The sequence below is a fragment of the Faecalibacterium sp. Marseille-Q3530 genome (assembly GCF_017377625.1).
GTDB classification, from domain to species: domain Bacteria; phylum Bacillota; class Clostridia; order Oscillospirales; family Ruminococcaceae; genus Faecalibacterium; species Faecalibacterium prausnitzii_E.
In genome coordinates, this window is sequence record NZ_JAFREH010000016.1 from 34,539 (window position 1) to 57,146 (window position 22,608).

The following is a 22,608-nucleotide window of genomic DNA, read 5'->3' on the forward strand; positions in this document are numbered from 1 at the left end:
GATTTTGGAGTCAGTTTATGTATAATGGTATACAGGAGAATACGCATCTGTATTTCTTCATCGCCCGCGCTGCCTTTTGGCTGAGGTGCGCGCGACGCGCGATCAGAATTTGATCTGAACGAAAGAAGAGGTATAAGTATCATGGCAAAGGTAGATCTGAGCAAGTATGGTATCACCGGCACGACGGAGATCGTGTACAATCCCTCTTACGAGCAGCTGTTTGAAGAGGAGACCAAGCCCGGTCTGGAAGGCTTCGAGAAGGGCCAGGTCAGCGAACTGGGCGCTGTCAATGTCATGACCGGCATCTACACCGGCCGTTCCCCCAAGGATAAGTTCATCGTCATGGACGAGAACTCCAAGGACACCGTGTGGTGGACCAGCGACGCATACAAGAACGACAACCACCCCGCTTCTGAGGAAGCCTGGAATGCCGTCAAGGAGATCGCAAAGAAGGAGCTGTCCAACAAGCGCCTGTATGTGGTCGATGCCTTCTGCGGTGCCAACAAGGACACCCGCATGGCCGTTCGTTTCATCATGGAAGTGGCCTGGCAGGCACACTTCGTGACCAACATGTTCATCAAGCCCACCGCTGAGGAGCTGGCTAACTTTGAGCCGGATTTCGTTGTTTACAACGCATCCAAGGCCAAGGTCGAGAACTACAAGGAGCTGGGCCTGAACTCTGAGACTGCTGTTATGTTCAACATCACCAGCAAGGAGCAGGTCATCGTCAACACCTGGTACGGCGGCGAGATGAAGAAGGGCATGTTCTCCATGATGAACTACTTCCTGCCGCTGAAGGGCATCGCTTCCATGCACTGCTCTGCCAACACCGATAAGGAGGGCAAGAACACCGCCATCTTCTTCGGTCTGTCCGGCACCGGCAAGACCACCCTGTCCACCGACCCCAAGCGCCTGCTGATCGGCGACGACGAGCACGGCTGGGATGACAACGGCGTCTTCAACTTCGAGGGCGGCTGCTACGCAAAGGTCATCAACCTGGACAAGGACTCCGAGCCTGATATCTACAACGCCATCAAGCGCAACGCTCTGCTGGAGAACGTTACTCTGGATGCTGAGGGCCACATCGACTTCGCAGATAAGAGCGTCACCGAGAACACCCGTGTGTCCTACCCCATCAACCACATCCAGAACATCGTCCGCCCCATCTCCTCTGCACCCGCAGCCAAGAACGTCATCTTCCTGTCTGCTGACGCATTCGGCGTTCTGCCCCCGGTCTCCATCCTGACCCCGGAGCAGACCCAGTACTACTTCCTGTCCGGCTTCACTGCAAAGCTGGCAGGCACCGAGCGCGGCATCACCGAGCCCACCCCCACCTTCTCCGCCTGCTTCGGCCAGGCCTTCCTGGAGCTGCACCCCACCAAGTATGCTGAGGAGCTGGTCAAGAAGATGCAGAAGAGCGGCGCCAAGGCTTATCTGGTCAACACCGGCTGGAACGGCACCGGCAAGCGCATCTCCATCAAGGATACCCGCGGTATCATCGATGCCATCCTGAGCGGCGCCATCAACGAGGCTCCCACCAAGAAGATCCCCTACTTCGACTTCGAGGTTCCCACCGAGCTGCCCGGCGTTGATCCCGCCATCCTGGACCCCCGCGACACCTATGCAGATGCTTCCCAGTGGGAAGAGAAGGCAAAGGACCTGGCTGGCCGCTTCGTCAAGAACTTCGCCAAGTACGAAGGCAACGAGCACGGCAAGGCTCTGGTCTCCGCAGGCCCCCAGCTGTAAGCTCTGACTCCCGCATTTTTCTTCTGAACTCCATATAAATGAGGCCCCCGCCGCGTGTTCATTGACCGAGCACACGGCGGGGGTTTTTGCGTTCCAGCGCAGGTAAACGAAGCGTCGGTTGCGTTTTGGAGCCGGGTATGCTATCCTGTCCTCAAAGGATGTGAACCGTATGAACGCCAAAGATTTCGGGGCCTTTCTGGCCCGGACCCGCAAGGCCTGCGGGCTGACGCAGGCCGACCTGGCCGCACAGCTGCATGTGACCGACAAGGCCGTCAGCCGCTGGGAACGGGGCGTCGGTCTGCCGGACATCAACACGCTGGAACCACTGGCGGACGCACTGGGCCTGACGCTCTCCGACCTGATGCACTGCCGCGACCCGCAGGTAGCTCCTCTGCCAAACGCCGAACCCACACTGGAAGATTTCCTGACCATGCTCCGCCGTCCGCACAGCATCGACTGGCACTCCGTCCGGGCCGCGCTGCTCTGCCTGAGCATTCTGCTGGCCGTCTGGGGCGTATGCTTCCACCCCGGTGTTCTTGCCGTTCACTGGCACGGCCTTGGCAATGGAGATTTCCGAGCGGACGGCTGGATGCAGTCTATCCTGATCTTTCCGTTGCTTCTGGCGCTGGAGTGTTTCTTCCTGAACCTTTGGCGTCTCTTTGAGCAGACCGGATATTTTCGCCACTGGGGCGAGTGGGATGCAGTCCTTACAAATTCGCTGGATCTTCTCTCCCTCGGTGTCCGCCTTGTAAAGTTCGCACTGGATTATTTCTTCTTTTTCTGCTGCGGGCTGACGGTGCCGTTTTGTGAGTTCCTCCTGATCGTGATGAATTGATCTTCCAGATACAAAATGAGCCTTTGCGTTTTCTGCAAAGGCTCATTTCTTATTTTTCCTCTTTACTTCGCTGCCTCGAACTCGGCTTCGATCTCCGCCGAGGGAGCCGGGGTGACCAGGCTGACGACAACGCAGACGACGAGCGAGGTCAGGAAGGCGGGCAGCAGCTCGTAGATGCCGAACACGCCGCCCAGCGGGCTGATGAGGTACTTCCAGACGAAGACCATCAGACCTCCGGCCAGCATCCCGGCCAATGCGCCCTGCCAGTTGCAGCGCTTCCAGAACAGCGCACAGAGCATCACCGCGCCGAATGCGCCGCCGAACCCGGCCCACGCAAAGCTGACGATGCCAAAGACGCTGGAATCCGGGTCGCGGGCCAGCACCACGCCCACCACGCTGACACAGACGATGGTCAGGCGGGCGGCGAACAGGCTCTGCTTCTCGCTGAGCTTGAGGTGCGCGAACTCCTGCAAAATGTTCTGGGAGACGCTGGACGCCGCTGCGAGCATCTGGCTGTCGGCAGTGGACATGGTCGCGGCCAGGATACCGGCCAGGATAAGGCCCGCCAGCACGGCGGCCAATGCGCCGTGGGCGCTGATGAGGCTGGCAATGCGGACGATGAGGGTCTCACTGGTCGAGCCGCTCAGGAACTCCAGCGCACCCGCCCTGGTCATGCCGAGGCCCACCATGCCGATGACGATGGAGGCCGTCATGGCGATGACCACCCACACCGAGGCGATGCGGCGGCTCAGGACCAGCTTTTTCTCGTCCTCAATGGCCATGAAGCGGAGCAGGATGTGGGGCATTCCGAAGTAGCCCAGACCCCACGCCATGGTGGACACGATGTCCAGCAGGCTGTACGAGGTGGCCGTGTTGGTGTCCGCATTGTGGCTGGCCAGCATGGTCAGGTAGCCGGGCAGGCTCTGCGCATTGGCGACCACAGCGTCCCAGCCGCCTGCCACGCCCACGCCGTAGACCAGCACGGCGATGAGCGCCAGCGACATGACGATGGACTGGATGAGGTCGGTGGTGGTCACGGCGCGGAAGCCGCCCAGGATGGTGTACCCCACGATGACGAGAGCCGAGACCAGCATCGCCGCCATGTAATCCACGCCGAACAGGCTGTGGAACAGCTTGCCGCAGGCCGCAAAGCCCGATGCCGTGTAGGGCACAAAGAAGACGATGATGATGACCGCGCCCAGTGCATTGAGCAGGTTGCGCTGGTCATGGAACCGCAGCGATAAAAACTGCGGCACCGTGATGGCGTTCAGGTTGGCCGAGTACCGCCGCAGCCGCCGGGCCACGATGAGCCAGTTCAGCCAGGTGCCCAGCGCCAGGCCGATGGCCGTCCAGCCGGGGGACGCGATGCCGCTCAGGTACGCAAGGCCGGGCATTCCCATCAGCAGCCAGCTGGACATATCGCTGGCCTCGGCGCTCATGGCCGTGACCAGCGGGCCCATCTTGCGGCCGCCCAGGTAAAAATCGGTGCTGTCGTTGTTGGACTTGCTGTAGGCAAATCCAACGAGCAGCATCGCCGCCAGATAGACAACGATGGTAACAATGATACAGAGATTGCTCATATTCCTTTCCTCCTCTACTTTCCCATTTGGAAGGATGTTCTGATTTTACCACAGTAAAGCATCAAAGTGCAAGGTTTTTTGAAAACTTCGGCCCTATTGGCAAAAAGTCCGCGTCCGGCGCACAGAAAACCCGCAAAACGACCACAGAGCGCCCGCCGTTCCCCGCTCCACTCGCGCTCCTTCTGCGGGGCGGAACGGCCCGGCACAACAAAACGCCCGGTTCCTGTGCGGCACCGGGCGTTTTGTCTTTATGGAGAAATGAAAATGATGAAGGTGGATGGCTGTTTTCAGTTCTTCCTGGCTTCGCCTTCGGGGAAGATGATCTTGTTGACGAAGAAGAAGATGATCATCGAGATACCACCGTTGAGCACGGTGGTGCCGATGTTGTAGATGAAGTCGGGCACCAGCAGACCGGCCACCGCGACCCAGATGCAGTTGATGGAGTTGACGATGCAGGTGATGACGCAGAAGGCCAGCACGTACCAGCCGATCTGCTTGGCCAGATTGCCCTTGCTGCGGAACACAAAGCTGCGCTGGATGGGGAAGTTGATGCACTCGCCCACGATCATGGCGACCATGTAGGCGCAGAAGTAGGGCAGGCCGCCGTGGGCAGCGTCATAGCCGAGGATGTTCCACTTGAAGGTCTCGCCGAAGAGGGTGATGTCGATGCCCGGCCAGCCGAAGTCCACCACCGGCAGGCTTGCAAAGGCCTTGGGCAGGAATTGCAGCAGCAGGTACTTGAACACCGTGATGAGGTTGGAGACGATGACGAACAGACCGCCCTCACGCACCCACTTGGCAGCGGCGGGGTGCTTGGCCGCAAAGTTGTTCCAGAAATTCATAGCAGTTCTTCCCTTTCAGCTGTTTTTCAGGCGTTTTTCCATCGCGCCGTTCTGGGCGATGTTCTTCACAGCCTCCACGAGGACCCGCAGCAGACCGATGATCCAGAAGCCCTGCGCTTCCATCACGATGCCGTCCACCATGCCCATGCTGATGGCGCCGTTGGTCATCTTGGCCAGCGCGCGCAGCGGCATGTTGTACTGGAACAGGATGTTCAGGTCCGGCTTGCCGCGCTGGATGCTCCGCTTGAGCAGCAGGCCCAGCACCGCCGCCACGAGCCAGCCCAGCGGGCTGCGGCCGTGGCCCAGCTCGCCCAGCGTCATGTTGCGGTCGATCCGGATCTTGTCTTCCGGGATGGGACGGCCCAGCAGGGCGGCGAACTCGGCATCCGGAACGCTGGTGATCTCGCCCGTCCTGTAATGGGGCAGATCCACGCTCTGATAGGGGTCCGGCGCACCGGAACCCAGCACCACGACCTCCGCCGTCAGGCGGATGTCGGCGCTGGACGCGCCCACGCGGAGCTGATAGCTGCCGCCTTCGACCTCCCAGCTGTCGGTGGCCATGTTCCAGTAGCGGTAGGCCTTATCGTCCAGCGGGATGGAGACGGTCTTGCTCTCGCCCGCTTCCAGCCAGACCTTGGCAAAGCCCTTGAGCTCCTGTGCGGGGCGGAAGACTTTGGCGTCGGGCTTGGCGACGTAGAGCTGGACGACCTCGGCACCGGCGCACTTGCCGGTGTTGGTCACGGTCAGGGTCACGCCTTCCGGTGCGGCCTTGAGGTCTTTGTAAGCAAAGGTGGTGTAGCTCAGGCCGTAGCCGAAGGGGAAGGCCACGGGTCTGCCCGCCGTCTCAAAGTAGCGGTAGCCCACATACAGGCCCTCGCGGTACTGGACGGTGCGGCCCTCGCCTGCGAAGTGGTCTTTCACCGGGGAATCGCTGTAAGCATTGGCCCAGGTCTCGGCCAGCTTGCCGCCGGGGCAGACCGTGCCGGTCAGCACGTCCACCAGAGCGCCCGCACCAGCCTGACCGCCCAGGCAGCCGTAGACCAGCGCCTTGCAGTCTTTGAGCCACGGGGTCTCCAGCGAGGAGCCTGCGCTGAGCAGGACGACCACGTTGGGGTTGACGGCAGCGACCGCAGCCAGCAGATCCAGCTGGTTCTGTGCCAGCTTCATGTCCATCCGGTCGAGGCCTTCGCTCTCCTTGATCTCGTCCAGACCCATGCAGAGCAGGACGACGTTGGCGTTTTGCGCCAGCGCGACGGCTTCCTTCTTCAGATCCTCGTCGGCCTTGCCCTGGCGGTCAAAGCCCTGGGCATAGCCGACATTGGTCAGGCCGCTCTCGGTCAGGCAGTCCAGGAAGGAATCCACCTGGATGGAGTTGACGGCGCTGGAACCGGCGCCCTGATAGCGGGGCGTCCTGGCAAAGTCACCGAGGACAGCGATTTTCTCGCCTTTCTTCAGCGGCAGCAGCGCGCCCTCGTTCCGGAGCAGAACGATGCTCTGGGCAGCGGCGCGGCGGGCCAGTGCATGATGCGCAGCGGCGTCAAAGGTGCGGGGTGCCTTTTCGACGGCGGCCTTGGTGTCGAGTACCAGTTCCAGCAGCTCGTCCAGCCGGGCGTCCACATCGTGTTCCGAGATCTTGCCGCTCTCCACGGCCTTCATCAGCTCGCGGACGGAATCGTCGCCGGGGAACGGCATCTCCAGCGTGGAGCCGTTCTTCACGCCCAGTGCGTGGTCGTTGGAGCCGCCCCAGTCGGTGACGACTGCGCCGTCGAAGCCCCAGTCCCGGCGCAGGATATCCTGTAACAGGTGGGCGTTCTCATTGGCGTAGGTGCCGTTGACGAGGTTGTAGGAGGACATGATGGTCTTGGGCTTTGCCTCTTTGACCACGATCTCAAAGCCGGTCAGGTACAGCTCGCGCAGGGTGCGCTCATCCACGATGGAGTCGCTGGCCATGCGGCGCAGCTCCTGGCTGTTGACGGCAAAGTGCTTGGGGCAGGCCGCGATGCCGTTCTTCTGGATGCCGCGGACGTAGCCTGCGGCCATCTTGCCCGCCAGATAGGGGTCCTCCGAGAAATACTCAAAGTTGCGGCCGCACAGCGGGCTGCGCTTGATGTTCAGGCCGGGGCCCAGCAGCACCGAGACCTCCTGTGCTGCGGCCTCTTCGCCCATGGCCTCGCCGACGGCCTCGCCCAGGGCGGGGTCCCAGCTGTTGGCCACGGTGGCCGAAGTCGGGAAGCAGGTGGCCGGCACACTGGGGTTCAGGCCCAGGTGGTCTGCCGCACCGGCCTGCTTGCGCACACCGTTGGGGCCGTCCGACAGGGTGATGGACGGGATGCCCTTGCCCGGCAGGGCGCGGGTGTCGAACACCGTGCCGCCGGACAGCAGCGCACATTTCTGCTCCAGATCCAGGCTGTTGATGATATCTGTGTGTTTCATGGGTCTCTCCTGACAATCAAAAAATGGGGCGGGCGTTTGCCCGCCGCCCCTTCTGTTCCTATGTGTTGATCAGACGGTTTTTGCGTCCTCTTTCTTTTTGCGGAAGCGGAGGATCGTCAGAACGACCAGAACCGCGATCAGACCGCCGCAGACACCATCCACTGCGTAGATGACCTTCTGGTAAGGCTCGACCTTTGCCAGATAGCGGCTGCCCGGCATACCGCCGTTCATCGTTTTGGAGTTTGCAATGGTGTACAGGATGTTATGGATCGCTTCACGACCGTAGTGGTAGTCTGCAACGTCATCCTTGTTAAAGGTGTACCGTGCGCCAGCGGGCAGGTTCGTCAGCTTTCCGTCTGCACCGGCCCGAATCATCTGACCTGCATCCATGAACACGCCGGTATTTGCATTATCGGTGATAATGAAGCCGTGGAAGCCCCACTCATTGCGGAGGACACCGGTAACAAGGTTGTAGTCGCCGCCGGCCCATGTATAGCCAATGCGGTTGAAGGAAGTCATAACGCCGGTCACGGACGGGATTTCTCTGGTGGCATTGCTGTAAGTGCCATCGCCGTTGTCCTTTGCGTAATTCATCTGGACGTCATCGGTCTTGATGCACATTTCAAAGGGTTCCAGATAAATCTCGCGCGCAGCCTGTTCGTTCAGGAAGGTTGCAATACTGAACTGTCCCTCGCGGTCGCCGCGGTGGTTTTCCTGATCGTTGACGGCAAAGTGCTTGACAAAGACGTACATACCACGGGAAGCTACGCCCTTGCACTCAAGAGAAGCGATATGACCGCCGACAAACGGGTCTTCCGAGTAATACTCGCTGTTACGGCCGGAGAATGCAGTGCGGTGCATATTGACAGCCGGAGCATACCAGCCATCAACATTCAGATAGTAGGATTCGTCGCCGATGTTTTCGCCATAGTGGTAGGCCAGATCATCGTTGTAGGTCTGTGCCAGAACGATCACGCCGCAGTGCGTGATGTTGCCCTTGAAGTAGAAGTTTCCGCTTGCATCAACGCCGTAGTTGACCAGGCCGGTGGCAGCGTCGCGGTCGGTCGCGGCGGGTTTATCAACAGACTTGATAGCAGAAGTGCCGTAACCAGACTGCGTAATCAGGGTCTGGTAATCACTGGGAGTCAGCTGGTCGAGCAGGTCATCCCATTTGGGGTCGTTGTAATCCAGACCGCGCATATCGATCAGACCCAGACCGTTGTCCTTGCCATAAACGATCTCATCAGTCAGGGTAGAGGGGTCGGTGGGATTCAGAGAGTCGAAGGAATCCATCTGTGCGAGGTCTTCGTTGCTGATTGTCTTGTAGTAGGTGTAGGAAGCCGGATTGCCGTTCGCATCCGTACCGTTGATGTCGTTGCCCCAAGTGCTGATCTGGTCGCTGACTTCACCATCGGTAGTCGGCCAAGTGCCCGTCCAGTCATTGCGGGAGAGATACTGCAAGTCGCCGTTTGCATGGTCGAGCTGATTGGTGATCTCCACACCAGTCGTGGTGTCGAGCTTGTAGGTCGTGGTATCCACGGTGCCGTTTGCCGGGGTGTAGGTTGCAACAAAAGCAGTGTCGCCGTCGGAGGTCATGCCGTCTGCCACGGTCTTGCCCTTGGCAGAGAGGATGTTGTTGACTGCTTCGTGTGCGTTTTTGGCTGCGGTGATATAATAATCGCCCGCATCCAGAATGTAGGTCTTGGCATTGACGTAGTCGTAAGACTTCAGCTGCTCCTGATCAAAAGTAACCGTTACGGTTTCGCTTGCGCCGGGAGCCAGCTCTGCAGTTTTGGCATAGCCCACCAGCTCCACAGCAGCCTTTTCCACCTTGTTTGCCTTGTCGTAATCGGTATAGGGGCTCTGTGCATAGACCTGTACGACATCCTTGCCAGCCACATCACCCGTATTGGTGACCTTGACAGTCACGGTGCAGGTATCGCCATCCCAGCTGGTATCGTAATCAGACCACTCAAAATCCGTGTAGGACAGGCCGTATCCAAAGGGATACATCACAGCATCCGCATAGTTGTAATCACCGGCATTGCCCTGACCCAGCACCTTGTCCTCGTAGCGGGTCTCGTAGTAGCGGTAGCCAACATAGATGCCCTCTTTGTAGCTGACGTAGTTGTACTTGGTCAGGCTGCCGTCCTCGTCATAGTAGGCAAAGTCGCCAAAGTTCTGGGCGGCAGGGCTGTTCATGGCATCCATCTCGTAGGTGTCCACGGTGCGGCCGGAAGGATTCACCTTGCCGGAGAAGATCTCTGCCAGAGAGCACAGACCATAATCACCCATAGCGGGAGCCGAAATGACGGTATGGATGCTGGGGTAATTCTTGACCCAGCTCAGGTCTAACGCTGCGCTGGAGTTCAGCAGCAGCACCACATCGTCAAAGTTGTCGTTCAGATACTGAAGGATCTCCAGTTCCGTAGAATCCGGCTCCAGATAAGTCTTGGTCTTGTCCTCTTCCACATCGGTGTGGTTGTACATGGAGCGGGGCATATCACGGCCTTCGCCCGCCACACGGCTGAACACAAAAACAGGAACCGTATTCTTCATGGAATCGGTCAGACCTGGCTCTGCTTTCATAACAGACAAGGGGCATTCGTTGATGGAAAAGTCCTCGTCATCACCGTAGGAAACGGAACCAACGCCCAGACCGTAGTCCTTGCCGTTGCCTTCGGAATAAAACTTCCAGAGCGCTTCATTAACGCCAAAGCCTGCATCTTCAAAAGCAGTTTTCATATCGACCTTATTGCCGCCAATGTAGCTGACTGCCGAATGGCTGACAAAACTGAAGGTCGTATCCGTGCTGTACGGCATCTTTCCCGCATCGTTCTTCAGCAGAACGATACCCTCGGCGGCGATCTTCTTATTCAGAGCGATCTCATCCTCAACCAGCGCAGCCTCTGTATCAAAACCGGGCTTGCTGTATTCCATATTGATGCCTTCGGTCTTTGCCTTGCTGTTGTCGATGCCGCCGCTCTTCAGACCCAAAATGCTCTGCACGCTGCTGGCATTAGGCGGGATCAGCACATTGGCTGCAACTATACCGCCCGCCAATGCGACACACAACACACCCGAAACGGCAGTTTTGATGATCTTGCCCATCATCTTACCGTCCTTCTTTTTCTGTGCCATAACTGTTAACTCCTTCTCTTTTGGGTACACGACCCGGTTCATGGCTGTTCTCAGGAGTGCGTCCACTCCTTTGCTTGATGTCATTTTATCATATAAACCGCAAAACGAACCGTTCTCCGCACAACCTGTCGTTTTGGATGCACAATTTGCAAAAAGTCTCAAATTGATTTCAATTTTTATTGTGCTAATACACAAACAAGAGGCGGCGTTATTTGTGCAAGATGCCATACCCTCTCCGTCCGTGCTGCGCACTGCCACCTCTCCCGAAGGGCGAGGTTTTATGCGTGCTTTCAAGCACAACAAAAGCTCCCCCTTTCGGGGGAGCTGTCGAACGAAGTGAGACGGAGCGGGTCGTCATTTTTCTTTGGGCATGGGCATCAGCAGCCGCACCGTGAACCACCGGTTCTCCCAATGGACGGTCATGCTGCCGCCGTGCTGCTGCGCCACCGAACGCAGGCTCTTCAAATCGTAGCCGCCGTGGGCGCTCTGCGCGGGCAGACCGTCCGCCCCCAGCTCCACCGGCTGGGCGCAGTAGTTCTCGAAGCGGAACATCACGAACCCGTTCTGGACATAGACCGCCGTCCGGATGAGCCGTTTTTCGGGGTCCGGCTCTGCGGCGCAGCTCTCGATGGCGTTGTCCAGCGCGGTGCCCACGATGGTGCAGATCTCCCGCGTGGTCAGAAACCCCAGCGCCCGGCCGTCGGCCACGCTGGTCATCCGGATGTTCTTCTCCTGACAGTCCATGCTTTTGGCCGTCAATAAGGTATCCAGCACCGGGTTGCCGGTCTTGTTCTCGGCCTCATACTGCAAAATGCCGGACTCCATCCGGGCCAGCGCCGCGTCCTGCTTGGCGCGGTCCCGCTCGGCGCGGATGTCGGCGATCTGCACCTTCAGCTCATGATACCGCCGGTTGATGAGCTTGATGCCCTCTTTGCTCCGCTTGTACTGCTCGTACTGACGGTGGAGCACACTGTCCATGGCGGTCAGCTCCTTGTGGAGCGCCTCTTCCCGCAGCTGCTCGTGCTCAACGGTCAGGATCAGAACGCCGCAGAAATCCACCAGCGTCCGGATGTAGAAAACGCTCATGGTCACTTCCCCGTTCAGGAAGTTCAGGTTGCTCACGGCAAAGGCCGTCGCCGCCATGACGACGGCCACCAGAGCCGCCGTATTGCTGACGTCCAAATGTCCGGTCGGGTGGGGGCGCTTGCGCTCCAGCCCGTACATCACCCCGAACAGACCGCTGTAGACCGACAGCAGCAGGAACAGCGCCATCGGCTCTCCCACGCCGTGCTGCGGAAAAATGGTGCAGTGCAGCTGCCACTCGACGCTGGCCGCAAATTCGGCCAGAATGAAGCTGCGGGCGCAGTCGTAGGCTGCTTCCAGCCAGTTTTCTTCCCGCGTGATCCAGAGGTAAAGGTACTGCATCCCCACTGCGATGCCCATGCAGGGGACCCACCACGCAATGGGCACTTCGCCGGTCGCTTCCAGAAAAACGCCCAGCATCACGGCCAGCAGCCCGCTGGCGGCCAGGGTGATCTTCCGCGCAAAGCGGGGCGGGCGACTCTGGGCATACAGGACGACGGCCAGCCACTCGGCCAGCGCCGTGTACAGGCGCGGGATATCCGGCAGTGCCGTCACAGACCGTCACCCCCGATGTAGTCGGTCAGGGCTGCCAGAAAGCTCTTCCGCTTGGGGCGGCTGACCTGCAATTCATAAGGCCCCACCTCCACCGTGTTCTGCTGCACAGCCTGCACCTGGGCCAGATTGACCAGATACCCGCTGTTGCAGCGGGCAAAGGGCCGGTCGGCCAGTTTTTCTTCCAGCGCCTTGAGCGCGCCGGGAGCCGCAAAATCGCCCTCCTCGGTGTAGAAATGCACCCGATGGCCTTCGCTTTCGATGTAATAAATGCGCGAGGTATCCAGCCGCCGCAGGCCGCCCTCCACCGGCACCGCCAGATAGTGCCGGGTGCGGCGGCGCAGCTGTGCCTCTACCTTTTGCAGCTGCTGCGAAAACGCAAAGTACGGCACCGGCTTGAGAACGTAATCCAGCGCCCCCACCGCATAGCCTTTGATGGCATACTGCGCCATGTTGGTGATGAAGACGAGCATCACATCCGGGTCCAGTTCCCGGATGCGCCGGGCCGTCTCCATACCGTCCAGATGCTTCATCTCGATATCCAGAAGGATCAGGTCATAGGCCGGGCGGTAATCCTCCAGGATCTCCAATCCGTCCGCGAAGGTCTTCACCTCAAACGCGGTCCCGTATTGCCGGGTGTACCGCTGAACGTATCCCATCAGCTGCTCCCGGATCTCCGCTTCATCCTCCACGATGGCTACCCGTATCATTTGCCGCACCCCCCCCGCTTCTGGTTCCCCGGCCGGGCATCCAGCTCCGGCCCGGCATCTCATTTTATTATACAAAAGCGGAACCGTTTTTGCAAGGAAAGCAGGCTGTGCAAACCTTGCGCAGAAAAGCCCCTGATTCGGGCAAATGTGCAAACGGTGTGCAGAAAGTGTGCAGCCGCTTTCTTATATAGAAAAAGAGCGTCGAATCTCATGATTCAACGCTCTTTTATTGGTGCAGTAAAGCAATCCAAATCCGAACCATTTTCCTTTGATGCGGCTTGGGCCGCTTCCTCAAACGTGATGGTCTGTGTCCCTTCTTTATAGTTAAAGGTTATCAAAACCTTATCATCGTACAGATAAATCGAATTGATGAACGTATCCACCAACGCTTGCCTCTGGTCTTTCAGGCTCATGTCCAGTTTACGGAAGCGCATCAGCCAGAAACGGATAAATTCCTCTTTGATTTTTGGCTTTGCCAGCTTTTCTTCCGCAATGCGGGCTTCAAGCTCACGCTTGGTTTCTTCGAGCTGTTCCAACCGTTCCTTGGTGGAACTGGTGAGGATTCCGGCTTGAATTGCGTTGAGCATATTCTGGATACCCGATTCTGCATCCCGGAGCTGTTTCTCATAGAGAGGAAGGTTGGTGTTCTCTCGGTCTTGCAGCTCCATGACCTTGGCGATAATGGATTCCATGGCGGCATCGTCCCGGACAAGCTGCATGGTCTGGTTCACCACCAGATCTTCCAGCCACTGTTTGCGGACAGTTTTCTTCTTGCAGCCCTTCTTCTTTTTGGCCGTGGCACATTTATAGTAGCGGTGGACTTCTCCCGTCCGGCTTGTGCCGCTTTCGCCAAACATCAGCGCACCGCAGCAACCACAGTGCAGCTTGGTTGTCAGCAGGTAATCGTCCTCTGCCTTTCTTCGGGCAGGGGCTTTCTTGTTTTTGGCAATCTTTTCCTGCACATCATCGAACAGTTCCAGCGGCACGATGGGCGGAATCGCATCCGGCACGACCACATCCCGGAATTTCAGTTCTCCGATATAACGCCGGTTTTTGAGCATGTGCTCCACGCTGTTGTAAGTAAATTCGCCTCCGACCGGGTTCTTGATGCCGTTTTCATTCAGCCAGTCCCGAATCTCTTTCATCGTGAGGCCATCCCGATACTTCGTGAACGATTCCAGCACGAAAGGGGAGGCAAGCGGGTCGATGTGAAATTTCCGCTCGGAATCCAGCGTATATCCAAACGTTCCACGACCACCGTTGCAGCGGCCTTTCAGGATGTTCTCTGTCTGTCCACGGACAACCTTTTCGGCAAGGTCGGCAGAGTAGTATTCTGCATAGCCCTCCAGAACCGATTCCAGAATGATACCCTCTGGCCCCTCGGAGATGATCTCCGTAGCCGACATGAGCTTGACACCGTTCTTCTTCAGCTGGGTCTTATACCGGGCACTGTCGTAGCGATTCCGGGCAAAGCGGTCAAGTTTCCAGACCAGAACAATATCAAACAGCTTCTTGTCGCTGTCCTTTATCATCTGTTGGAATTGAGGGCGATTATCCGTCTTGGCAGAGATGGCGCGGTCAATGTAGTGCTTGACGATAGTGATGTCATTCTTTTCGGCATAGGCCGTGCATTCACGAATCTGGCCTTCGATGGATTCTTCGCGCTGGTTATCACTGGAATAGCGGGCGTAGATCACAGCGGTCATGGCAAGCACCTCTCTTTACACGTCATTGAACGGTGGAGCGTTCTTTCAAAGCACTGTTTCGTATAATGTATATACCATGTTTTGATGGAGAAATCAAGACTTTTTATTATCTTCAGTTTTTCTTTTTGAACAATTGACCCAACAGCCACCCCTCTCGTTGAAATGAGGTGACTGTTGGGCCGACTTGCTCGGATTCCTTTATTCTTCGTTTAGCTGGACGATGGTATTATAAAAGATTTTGTTTGGAATAACGACTTGAAGAACACCCTTTTTCAAAAGTGCTTCTATGCGTTTCATGACATACCAGTCACTTACCGGCGCAGAAATCGCTTTTAATACGTCTGCGGTAAGTTCACCAACCGAAATAGGAATTCTCGATACTAAACTAATAATTCTCTGGTCGAAATAATCTATGTTAACGCTTTTAACATCGTTCGCATGCCAAATACGCATGGAGGTGTTTTCGTTTAATAGCTTTCCCCATCTTTTGGCATACTCAGTAATAGTTTCTTCCGTCAAATACTTTTGTGAGATCTTATCGGTTTTCCCTTCCATAAATTCTTTCAGACCTTCTCTGGATGCAAGCAAAATTCTATTTGTACCATACTTTGCTGCATAGTAACAAATATAATAAATGCCGCACCAACAATCGGCAGAACTCCTGACCCAAACACGCAGTGGCTTATGATTTATCATATCACATTGAACCGCATTCGCTGTACCATGATATTTCGACCACAGTTGTCTAGCTTCAATTTGGCTGTCAGGATAATATTCTGAAAGGCAATTCACGAATTGTTTGCAACGATATTCTGAATCGCAAGCATATTGAAGTTCTCCCATTGATAACATAAACGGAAACAACTTTACACTTTCGACGATGCCTAAAGCTGCTAACATATTGACATCACTGGGTTCAAAAACAATTTCATCCATAGCTGGTCAAAATCATAATTTCGGGATGGTAACTTGTGTAGTTGCACTCCAATAGATTGGTTTGCTTGAGCCAACCACTCCAAAATAACACCCAACGCTGCAATCAAGATAAGTTCCAACATCATAGAAGTCATATGTATAGGTTGTATTATATATACTTTGTTCTGGAACTAGTGCTGTCGTTGAAAATGGGCAGCTTCGTTCGATGTTATCGGAATAGCTCGTGTAGTAATCCGTTCCTGAAACATTTTTTATTAAATCCGGGCCAATACCGACGGTAGTTCCACTCATATAAAAGCCCAATCCATTGGCCTTTGTATAAAGAACTCTCCATGTTCCATCAATATACGATACAACTCTTGAGCCGTCTGTATTAGAAACAGGAATGCGCATTGGAACCTCGGCCAAAACATAAAATCCGAGATTCTCTTGTTCTTGCACAGAAAGATTGAGAAGTTCTTCTATCGAATAATCATCGATCTTTCTCTTATTTCCAGTTGCAAATGCTGGCTGAATGGTCAGGAGAAATAAAACCGTGACCAATAGAATGGAAATCAGCCGTTTGATTTTGTTAGTCATAGTATACTTCCTCCTAATTTATTTTTTTCTTCACTCAATACACTAAAGCTCCATTGGAATCACCTTCATTAAATTTTCCCCTTCAGGTGTATACTCCTCGGCAAATAAATGTGAACCATACAAATGCTGAAACTACTAGAATACTGTTGGAATAGAAAATATTGTGACCTTACACTGCTTTGGGTGATTACTTTGCTTTCCTTCATTGAATAGCTAGAACAACAGCTACTATCAAGAACAAAGTTGAAAGCCCAAGCTGAACCCATGCAATTTTTTCGTTTTCGGCATTGTTACAGCCTTTGGAGGATACTGCCACTTGGATATAATGCACTGCTACGATTCCATATGAGAAAAACAAAGAAGCCCAAGCATAAGGTACTGCGCTTTTATCTGTCAATCGGACAAGATTACTAGTCCATACTGAAATGCAGCCCCAAAGAGCAAAAGGAGCAATAAGAAAAAAGTTGCTTTTGCCTTTTTTCATTCTTAGCCTCCCACAGCTTGATGGTACGATTTTGTAGTATCCATAAGGTGTCCACCGGAATCATACGAATACAAAATATCATGATAGCAATGGGTAATGTCTATCATATGAGTTTAGTTGCGATCAAGCGATTCAGGGACATCCGGCTGATACGCTGTAAAGCAGCAGGTGCTATTCACACTTAAGACTGCAATCGCCATTGCAAAAGCACATGTAATTTTACTCAGGAAAAAAATCAGTTTTTGTGAATTCTGTTTCATATTGTCCTCCACATTACATAGAATACGTTACATCGACTTCATTGTTTGTTCCGCGAGGAGTTCCCTTCAGCCAGCAAGTATGAGAAGCAATACCATTATAAGCGTTACTGGTAAAGGTGAGTTTTGCCGAACTGGAGTTATACGTCAAACTTGCATCACTATATGTGGAACCCAAAGTTGTAATCGAATAGTCCCATGCATTTGTGACTTTGTTATTCGTCACTGTCATATAAAAATATGCATGAATCACCACTCCCTTATACGAAACCTTCCAAGAATTCGACGATTTCGCTACACGAGAAATTGAATTGTCCACTGACTCGATAGTAATAGTTGCTGGATCACCATTACTGTCAACTACCGCAATTGTGAGCTTCTCGTTTGCCTTCAGTTGATCGAGATTGCTAAAAGTAACAACGTTGTTCTTAACGGTAGCTTTCGGTGAATTCGATTCAGCGAAGGCAGACTGAACGCCAAACGACATTACAACCGCAATAAAAAGCAGACTCGCCGTAAGTTTTTTGATAAATTTTCTTGTACTAATGATCACATTTTCCTTTCCTTATTTTGATTTGATTGCTTTTACGACTAAATAAATGACCAGTATGCCGATGCAGAGCGAAATAATTGTCAATGCCTCTGCCGTTGCATTAAGGCAAGCACCAATAAAATAAACCAATACCAAAAATGCAACAAAAGCGATAAGAAGCAGCACCCATTTGTTTTTTTTCATGTTATCACCTCCCTATCTACAAAAGTTGGCATTAAATTTTTGTTGAACCAAAGGAATTGTTGAGAATACAATCAATACCCATTTGGAGAGATAGTAGCAAACTACATGACGTGTATACGGAAGCACATTAAAAATGGCAAGCAGGAAATCTATTGACGAAAGAACAGATGCGACCATCTTGTAACTTGACCGCTTCTTTTCACTTAAAGGCTTATTCTTTGCTTCGATAGGTGAGAGAAAGATAGAGATGCCCAAAAGAGCTACTGTTGTCAGGATACGGAAAAGGTGATTTGCTGCGATTGCCTTACTTAGCAAAATGCAGATAAGTGCCAGTCCGGAGAATGCCAAATAGCATCTGGTGTGCGATGTTGCATGGTATCCGCCAATGTAGATTCGCTGTGGGATAAACCCAATCAAAAATGAAAGTGCGTACCGCACATCACCACACACAACAGCGATTAAAACAACAAGCAGAACGCTCACAACAGATGATATGAGCAACTCGTACCCATAGACATACGCATCCGCCTTTGCTTCATCTATCACTTTTTGCTCGCAGAAAAGACGGACTGATTTTTGAGACAGCGTGCGTTCCCACATTGCAGTTGCGCCACCTTATCTTCTGATTTTTGCTTCACTGTATCATAAATTTCAGCAAAATCAAGAGGTTTGGCAAAACTGGTCGTTCTGGTGACAAAAGTGGTAGGTCAGGCTACTTGTAAGGAGCCTTTGCACAGTCTATAATAGTAGCAGGACATTATTTTGTGGAGGTTGTCGAAATGCTGAAGTACCACGTTGCAGTCTGCGATGATGAGAAATCAGACCTTGATGGCATTGTTCAAAGCGTCCAGCAGTACGATGTGCAAGGCTGCTTTGACATTGAAACTTACATGGATGGAAACGAACTTCTGAGCGAATTGCAAATGCAGAAGAAATCCTTTGATCTGCTTCTTCTCGATATCGAGATGCCATCCAACGGTTTTCAGCTGGCGCAGTCTTTGATTCAGATGGAGAAGCATCCTTTGGTGGTATTTGTCACGAAGCGGCATGAGTACGCTGTGCAGGGATATGGCATTGCATTCCGCTACCTTGTCAAACCTTTGGATCAGACGCTGTTCGCTGCGGCAATGGATGCCGTCCTTCAGGAACTGAACTCCAAACATTTCACGATCGAATACGATGGTGTTACCATGTCCTTGGAAACATCGGACATTTACTTTCTGGAAAGCCACGGACATAAAGTTCTGATTCACTGCAAGGAGCAAGACCTTACATTGCGAATGAGCATTCCTGAAGCCTTGGAGCAGCTTCCCAAACGGTGCTTTGTGTCACCACACAAAAGTTATCTCGTCAACATGGAACACATTGTTTACGCTACGGGAACCGCTGTTTTTCTTTCCAGCGGACATCAGCTGCCGATCAGCAGGAGGAAGCGTCAGGAGTTCAATCAGATCTTCAACGCTTATTTGGGAAGATGATGCTTTATTATTTCGTTGAGTTTGCAGGGAGCTTTGCCAACATTGCCCTGTTGCTGCTTTTTATCGGTCGGCTGTTTCCCAAAAAGGAGCCCGTCTCAAGGTGGTTCTATGCCTATGTTGCACTCTTGATTGCTGGGCAGTGTGCTTTGAGTTTATTCCCGGATTGGGTGACGCAGCGCACGATCTATCTTTTAGTTGGCGGATTTTTCCTTGCATTGCTGTTCTATGAGGTTCGACCGTGGCAGGCGGTTTTTGCAAGCGGAGCTTTCTTCACACTGATTGCTTTGGTGGAAGTGCTTGCAATGCTTCTGATTGGGCTGCGTATCCCGGATACCGACATTCTAATGCAGGCTGGGGCAGCACGGTTGGTCTATGTTGTTTTTTCAAACCTGATTCAAATTCCACTCGTAGTCCTGATCTCACATTTTTTCAGCCGAAAAGGAAATGCTCTGCGTATCCTATGGCTGCTGCCGATCATTGCGATTCAAATCGCAAGTATTGCTGTCTGTTATGTGGCACAGTATCATGCTGCGGATGAGTATTTCCCGGATTATATGGTCGGTCTTATGGCGGTGCTTCTCCTTATAAACATCCTGATCGTGTTCTATGTGGAAGCTCTCCGGGAAAATGAACTGGAAAAATTCAAAGTTAAGTTCAACGAACAGCAGTACAATCTTCAAATGGAATACTACCAGCAGCTCAAAGAACGCCAGGAAGAAGTCCGTTCTCTGCGGCATGATGTGAAGAAATACATCCTGGCGATGCAGGCAGTTGCAGAACACGGTGATACCGAAGAACTTCACAAGATTGCGCAGGCTGCCACGGATGTTTTCGAGCGTTCCACAAATATTTCTGCGGTCGGAAATTCTGTTGTTGATGCTCTTTTGAATTATTACTTACGAATTGCGGAAAGGAATAACATCAACGTCAAACTGGATGTGACGATTCCTGAAGTCCTGACGATCTCATCGTTGTCTTTGAGCATCATTATCGGAAACACATTTGACAATGCCATCGAAGCCTGTTGCGACCTGCCAGCGGAACAGAGAATCATTCATCTACAGCTGCGCAAGCAGTATCGAAGCCTCTTCTATCGGCTGGAAAACCCATACAGTGATACTTCTCGCGGAATCCGCATCGGAGAGTATCACGGTTACGGACTAAAAAATATAAATCGTATCGTTCAGGAGAACCATGGTGACTTCTATACGAAAAAGAAAGACGGTGTGTTTACCGTCCAAGTCCGCCTGAACTGCGAAAATTAAAACATTCTCCTAAAACATTGCTTTGCTTTTGCTTGTACTTTGTGTGTTTCATTCATCTGATGTATTCATTATCCTGAAGTGTTGACACACATCAATACTTATGTTATCATTCCCAACAAATCCACAGCGATTTCTGTAAAGAAACGATTCTGTGCGGTTTTATTTCCTGCGAAGATTTACCGCCCCGCAACACACCCGATCATTTTGCCGTCTGTTTCACCCGACAAAATCCTTCGCCTGTACTGCGTGGGCGGTATTTTCTTTTTGGGGAAGCCGTACCTTGAGAATTTCATGAGCCGTCCGAGCGTGATACCGGCTTTTCGGCCAACGCCGCTGCAAAACAGGGGCAGGAACTTCGTTCGGAGCAAACGGCGATCAACATACACGAGCAGCGGAACTCTCTACTTATTTTTGCGTCTTAACAATTCGGAAACAACTTTCGGAAATGCGTTTTGAGCGCAGCGGTGGAGAGCAAGAACCGTCCCGTGGACACAAATTTTCAATTCTTGAAAATTCTGTGTTCCTCCGGGACTACACTTCTGCAACGCTCGTGCGTTTCCGAAGTGCTTCTTGTTGGGGCGTGCCTGCCCCAAACCCTGCCGAGTAACAATAAAGTTCATAATTGTTCCATGGACTGAGTATAACACATCCTTCGACGATACACTACTCCTCTTTTTGCAAAAATCCAATTATCTTCGGTGACCTGTCGTGAGATGCAATTATTTCATGTCGTTTCACCAATCACTTGACTTGGTTTGAAAAAACACAGAGCATATGATACAATAGAATAAATAATGTTGTCTACCGAGAAAGGAAGTGTCTTTCCATGAAAAAAATCCATAAGTTCTTTTCTAAAGATTTGCTCCATATTCTTGGTGCTGTTGGGATTTTTGTTGCTTTTCTGATTTCTATCGCCTATAAGCAAGTTGGAATCGGGGCACTCATAGCTGCGTGGCTTATTGCTATGGCAATTATCGGGGTAGCATGGATTACAGACATCCGCAAAGCAGACCTGCTGAAAAACGGAAAGATTGTTTCCGGAAAAGTTAATGCAGTAAAAAGGGTTCACATAAAATTCCACATGAGTACCTATCACCTTGCTGATGAAGATGTAATTTATCCTTGGGTGATTCGGTACCAATACAAGATTGGAAAAGACACTTATTATGGACAGTCCCATTGGTTTTGGTTCAAGCCTCTCGTGAGCAAGGGAACACCTATAAAAGTGACTATTGACCCTCAAAACCCAGAAAGAAGCATTGTTGCTGCATGGGAAAGTTAATAGGTTGTTTCTTTCCTCTATGATGACGGAAATTTCAAAGGAGCGTAATCTCCTTTGGCACACGACTTTGGAACAAAGTCTAGTGTGTTACACCTCGATAAAGGTGTGCCGCTCCCAGACACAAAAAGTCCCATGGCCAACACCTCGGCGGTGTGGTCATGGGACTTAATGCTTTTTAGGCCTAGCGGAGTGAACAGTAACCAATCCTGACATCCAGTTGCCGTGTCATTTGTTGAATACTGTTTTACGAACAGTCTGCGGACGTGAAAACCCACCATTATATCATCAGCTTTGACCCCAGAGATGCAGCCGACAACGGCTTGACCATGGAAAAGGCACAGGCACTTGGCCTGAAATTCTGCGAAGAAAACTTCCCCGGTCACCCTGCCATCGTCTGCACTCACCCGGATGGGCACAACCATTCGGGAAACATCCATGTCCACATCGTGATCGGCAGCGTCCGAATGCGCGAGGTGGAACGCAAGCCCTATATGCAGAAGCCCCGTGACTGGCTAGAGGGCATGAAGCACTCCAGCACTGCCCAGACCATGCGGCATCTCCGTGTCGAGGTCATGGAGCTGTGTGAGGGTGCCGGACTGTACCAGATTGACCTGCTCAACGGCTCGAAAGAGCGCGTGAGCGAAGCGGAGTATTGGGCGCGCAGGCGTGGTCAGTTGAAACTTGACCGTGAAAACGTAGCCCTCACTGCAGCCGGACAGCCGCCCAAGCAGAAGAAGTTTGAAACCGTAAAGGACATCTTGCGGAGACAGATTTCGTCTGTATTGTACCGTGCTACCAGCTTTGAAGATTTTTCTGATAGGCTTATGCAACAGTATGGCATCACGGTCAAGAAAAGCCGTGGGCGGCTCAGCTACCTGCCAGCCGGAAGAAAGAAGTTTATCCGGGCGCACAGCCTCGGTGACAAGTTTGAGAAAGAACTCGTGCTTGCCACCTTGAAAGAAA

Annotated in this window: 19 protein-coding genes and 1 pseudogene; 6 read left to right on the forward strand and 14 right to left on the reverse strand. The window is 53.0% G+C overall.

The window, feature by feature from the left end:
* Window positions 1–141 precede the first annotated feature (141 nt).
* Together pckA and J3350_RS11945 are read left to right on the forward strand one after the other, a co-directional pair.
* On the forward strand, window positions 142–1,746 hold the full coding sequence (gene pckA, locus J3350_RS11940; protein ID WP_207686769.1) for a phosphoenolpyruvate carboxykinase (ATP): 1,605 nt from the start codon (window positions 142–144) through the stop codon (window positions 1,744–1,746).
* 169 nt (window positions 1,747–1,915) lie between these two features.
* The gene (locus J3350_RS11945; RefSeq protein ID WP_207686770.1) at window positions 1,916–2,581 is read left to right on the forward strand and encodes a helix-turn-helix domain-containing protein; all 666 of its coding nucleotides are present in this window, start codon (window positions 1,916–1,918) and stop codon (window positions 2,579–2,581) included.
* Between the two features lie 62 nt (window positions 2,582–2,643).
* On the opposite strand, the gene J3350_RS11950 is transcribed toward J3350_RS11945, so the two are convergent.
* The 14 genes from J3350_RS11950 to J3350_RS12015 all read right to left on the reverse strand — a co-directional run bounded on the left by J3350_RS11950 (window position 2,644) and on the right by J3350_RS12015 (window position 18,220).
* A complete protein-coding gene (locus J3350_RS11950; RefSeq protein WP_207686771.1) occupies window positions 2,644–4,161 on the reverse strand; it encodes a sodium/proline symporter in 1,518 nt (505 codons plus the stop codon).
* A gap of 287 nt (window positions 4,162–4,448) precedes the next feature.
* On the reverse strand, window positions 4,449–5,003 hold the full coding sequence (locus J3350_RS11955; RefSeq protein WP_207686772.1) for a GtrA family protein: 555 nt from the start codon (window positions 5,001–5,003) through the stop codon (window positions 4,449–4,451).
* Window positions 5,004–5,018: 15 nt separating this feature from the next.
* Window positions 5,019–7,436, reverse strand: a complete 2,418-nt coding sequence (locus tag J3350_RS11960; RefSeq protein ID WP_207686773.1) for a glycoside hydrolase family 3 C-terminal domain-containing protein — start codon at window positions 7,434–7,436, stop codon at window positions 5,019–5,021.
* A gap of 69 nt (window positions 7,437–7,505) precedes the next feature.
* Window positions 7,506–10,577, reverse strand: a complete 3,072-nt coding sequence (locus tag J3350_RS11965; protein ID WP_242700273.1) for a glycoside hydrolase family 3 N-terminal domain-containing protein — start codon at window positions 10,575–10,577, stop codon at window positions 7,506–7,508.
* Window positions 10,578–10,931: 354 nt separating this feature from the next.
* Window positions 10,932–12,215 (reverse strand): ATP-binding protein, encoded by a 1,284-nt coding sequence (locus J3350_RS11970; RefSeq protein WP_207686775.1) that lies wholly within the window; start codon window positions 12,213–12,215, stop codon window positions 10,932–10,934.
* The gene (locus tag J3350_RS11975; protein ID WP_097793046.1) at window positions 12,212–12,922 is read right to left on the reverse strand and encodes a LytTR family DNA-binding domain-containing protein; all 711 of its coding nucleotides are present in this window, start codon (window positions 12,920–12,922) and stop codon (window positions 12,212–12,214) included. The genes J3350_RS11970 and J3350_RS11975 overlap by 4 nt, the downstream gene beginning before the upstream one ends.
* A gap of 215 nt (window positions 12,923–13,137) precedes the next feature.
* Window positions 13,138–14,628 (reverse strand): recombinase family protein, encoded by a 1,491-nt coding sequence (locus tag J3350_RS11980; protein ID WP_207686776.1) that lies wholly within the window; start codon window positions 14,626–14,628, stop codon window positions 13,138–13,140.
* 198 nt (window positions 14,629–14,826) lie between these two features.
* On the reverse strand, window positions 14,827–15,564 hold the full coding sequence (locus tag J3350_RS14020) for a DUF3658 domain-containing protein (protein ID WP_223387800.1): 738 nt from the start codon (window positions 15,562–15,564) through the stop codon (window positions 14,827–14,829).
* A gap of 12 nt (window positions 15,565–15,576) precedes the next feature.
* A complete protein-coding gene (locus J3350_RS11990) occupies window positions 15,577–16,143 on the reverse strand; it encodes a hypothetical protein (RefSeq protein WP_005934531.1) in 567 nt (188 codons plus the stop codon).
* Between the two features lie 202 nt (window positions 16,144–16,345).
* A complete protein-coding gene (locus J3350_RS11995) occupies window positions 16,346–16,627 on the reverse strand; it encodes a hypothetical protein (protein WP_005943373.1) in 282 nt (93 codons plus the stop codon).
* Window positions 16,628–16,740: 113 nt separating this feature from the next.
* Window positions 16,741–16,887 carry a cyclic lactone autoinducer peptide gene (locus J3350_RS12000; protein ID WP_081027705.1) on the reverse strand — a complete coding sequence of 49 codons (147 nt, stop codon included), beginning with the start codon at window positions 16,885–16,887 and terminating at the stop codon, window positions 16,741–16,743.
* A 13-nt stretch (window positions 16,888–16,900) separates the two neighbouring features.
* Entirely contained in the window at window positions 16,901–17,437 is a 537-nt protein-coding gene (locus J3350_RS12005) for a DUF5626 family protein (RefSeq protein ID WP_242983623.1), read from the reverse strand.
* A 12-nt stretch (window positions 17,438–17,449) separates the two neighbouring features.
* A complete protein-coding gene (locus J3350_RS12010; RefSeq protein ID WP_005924488.1) occupies window positions 17,450–17,620 on the reverse strand; it encodes a hypothetical protein in 171 nt (56 codons plus the stop codon).
* Window positions 17,621–17,632: 12 nt separating this feature from the next.
* The gene (locus J3350_RS12015) at window positions 17,633–18,220 is read right to left on the reverse strand and encodes an accessory gene regulator B family protein (protein ID WP_005924490.1); all 588 of its coding nucleotides are present in this window, start codon (window positions 18,218–18,220) and stop codon (window positions 17,633–17,635) included.
* A 179-nt stretch (window positions 18,221–18,399) separates the two neighbouring features.
* On the opposite strand from J3350_RS12015, the gene J3350_RS12020 reads away from it, so the two are divergent.
* The 4 genes and pseudogenes from J3350_RS12020 to J3350_RS12035 all read left to right on the forward strand — a co-directional run.
* On the forward strand, window positions 18,400–19,098 hold the full coding sequence (locus J3350_RS12020; protein WP_005924492.1) for a LytTR family DNA-binding domain-containing protein: 699 nt from the start codon (window positions 18,400–18,402) through the stop codon (window positions 19,096–19,098).
* Window positions 19,095–20,363, forward strand: coding sequence for a GHKL domain-containing protein (locus J3350_RS12025; RefSeq protein WP_207686777.1), 1,269 nt, complete (start codon window positions 19,095–19,097; stop codon window positions 20,361–20,363). Before J3350_RS12020 ends, J3350_RS12025 begins: the two co-directional genes overlap by 4 nt.
* Window positions 20,364–21,189: 826 nt before the next feature.
* On the forward strand, window positions 21,190–21,645 hold the full coding sequence (locus J3350_RS12030) for a DUF3592 domain-containing protein (protein ID WP_015537049.1): 456 nt from the start codon (window positions 21,190–21,192) through the stop codon (window positions 21,643–21,645).
* Window positions 21,646–21,896: 251 nt separating this feature from the next.
* Window positions 21,897–22,608 (forward strand): annotated as a pseudogene (locus J3350_RS12035) (relaxase/mobilization nuclease domain-containing protein); the annotation flags it as partial.

Coding starts and splice junctions, on each gene's coding strand:
- J3350_RS11995 (WP_005943373.1), bottom strand. CDS start 16,627: ATGAAAAAAGGCAAAAGCAACTTTTTTCTTATTGCTCCTTTTGCTCTT.
- J3350_RS12030 (WP_015537049.1), top strand. CDS start 21,190: ATGAAAAAAATCCATAAGTTCTTTTCTAAAGATTTGCTCCATATTCTT.
- J3350_RS11955 (WP_207686772.1), bottom strand. CDS start 5,003: ATGAATTTCTGGAACAACTTTGCGGCCAAGCACCCCGCCGCTGCCAAG.
- J3350_RS11965 (WP_242700273.1), bottom strand. CDS start 10,577: ATGGCACAGAAAAAGAAGGACGGTAAGATGATGGGCAAGATCATCAAA.
- J3350_RS11950 (WP_207686771.1), bottom strand. CDS start 4,161: ATGAGCAATCTCTGTATCATTGTTACCATCGTTGTCTATCTGGCGGCG.
- J3350_RS11990 (WP_005934531.1), bottom strand. CDS start 16,143: ATGACTAACAAAATCAAACGGCTGATTTCCATTCTATTGGTCACGGTT.
- J3350_RS12025 (WP_207686777.1), top strand. CDS start 19,095: ATGATGCTTTATTATTTCGTTGAGTTTGCAGGGAGCTTTGCCAACATT.
- pckA (WP_207686769.1), top strand. CDS start 142: ATGGCAAAGGTAGATCTGAGCAAGTATGGTATCACCGGCACGACGGAG.
- J3350_RS12020 (WP_005924492.1), top strand. CDS start 18,400: ATGCTGAAGTACCACGTTGCAGTCTGCGATGATGAGAAATCAGACCTT.
- J3350_RS11945 (WP_207686770.1), top strand. CDS start 1,916: ATGAACGCCAAAGATTTCGGGGCCTTTCTGGCCCGGACCCGCAAGGCC.
- J3350_RS12000 (WP_081027705.1), bottom strand. CDS start 16,887: ATGAAACAGAATTCACAAAAACTGATTTTTTTCCTGAGTAAAATTACA.
- J3350_RS11980 (WP_207686776.1), bottom strand. CDS start 14,628: ATGACCGCTGTGATCTACGCCCGCTATTCCAGTGATAACCAGCGCGAA.
- J3350_RS11960 (WP_207686773.1), bottom strand. CDS start 7,436: ATGAAACACACAGATATCATCAACAGCCTGGATCTGGAGCAGAAATGT.
- J3350_RS12010 (WP_005924488.1), bottom strand. CDS start 17,620: ATGAAAAAAAACAAATGGGTGCTGCTTCTTATCGCTTTTGTTGCATTT.
- J3350_RS12015 (WP_005924490.1), bottom strand. CDS start 18,220: ATGTGGGAACGCACGCTGTCTCAAAAATCAGTCCGTCTTTTCTGCGAG.
- J3350_RS11975 (WP_097793046.1), bottom strand. CDS start 12,922: ATGATACGGGTAGCCATCGTGGAGGATGAAGCGGAGATCCGGGAGCAG.
- J3350_RS14020 (WP_223387800.1), bottom strand. CDS start 15,564: ATGGATGAAATTGTTTTTGAACCCAGTGATGTCAATATGTTAGCAGCT.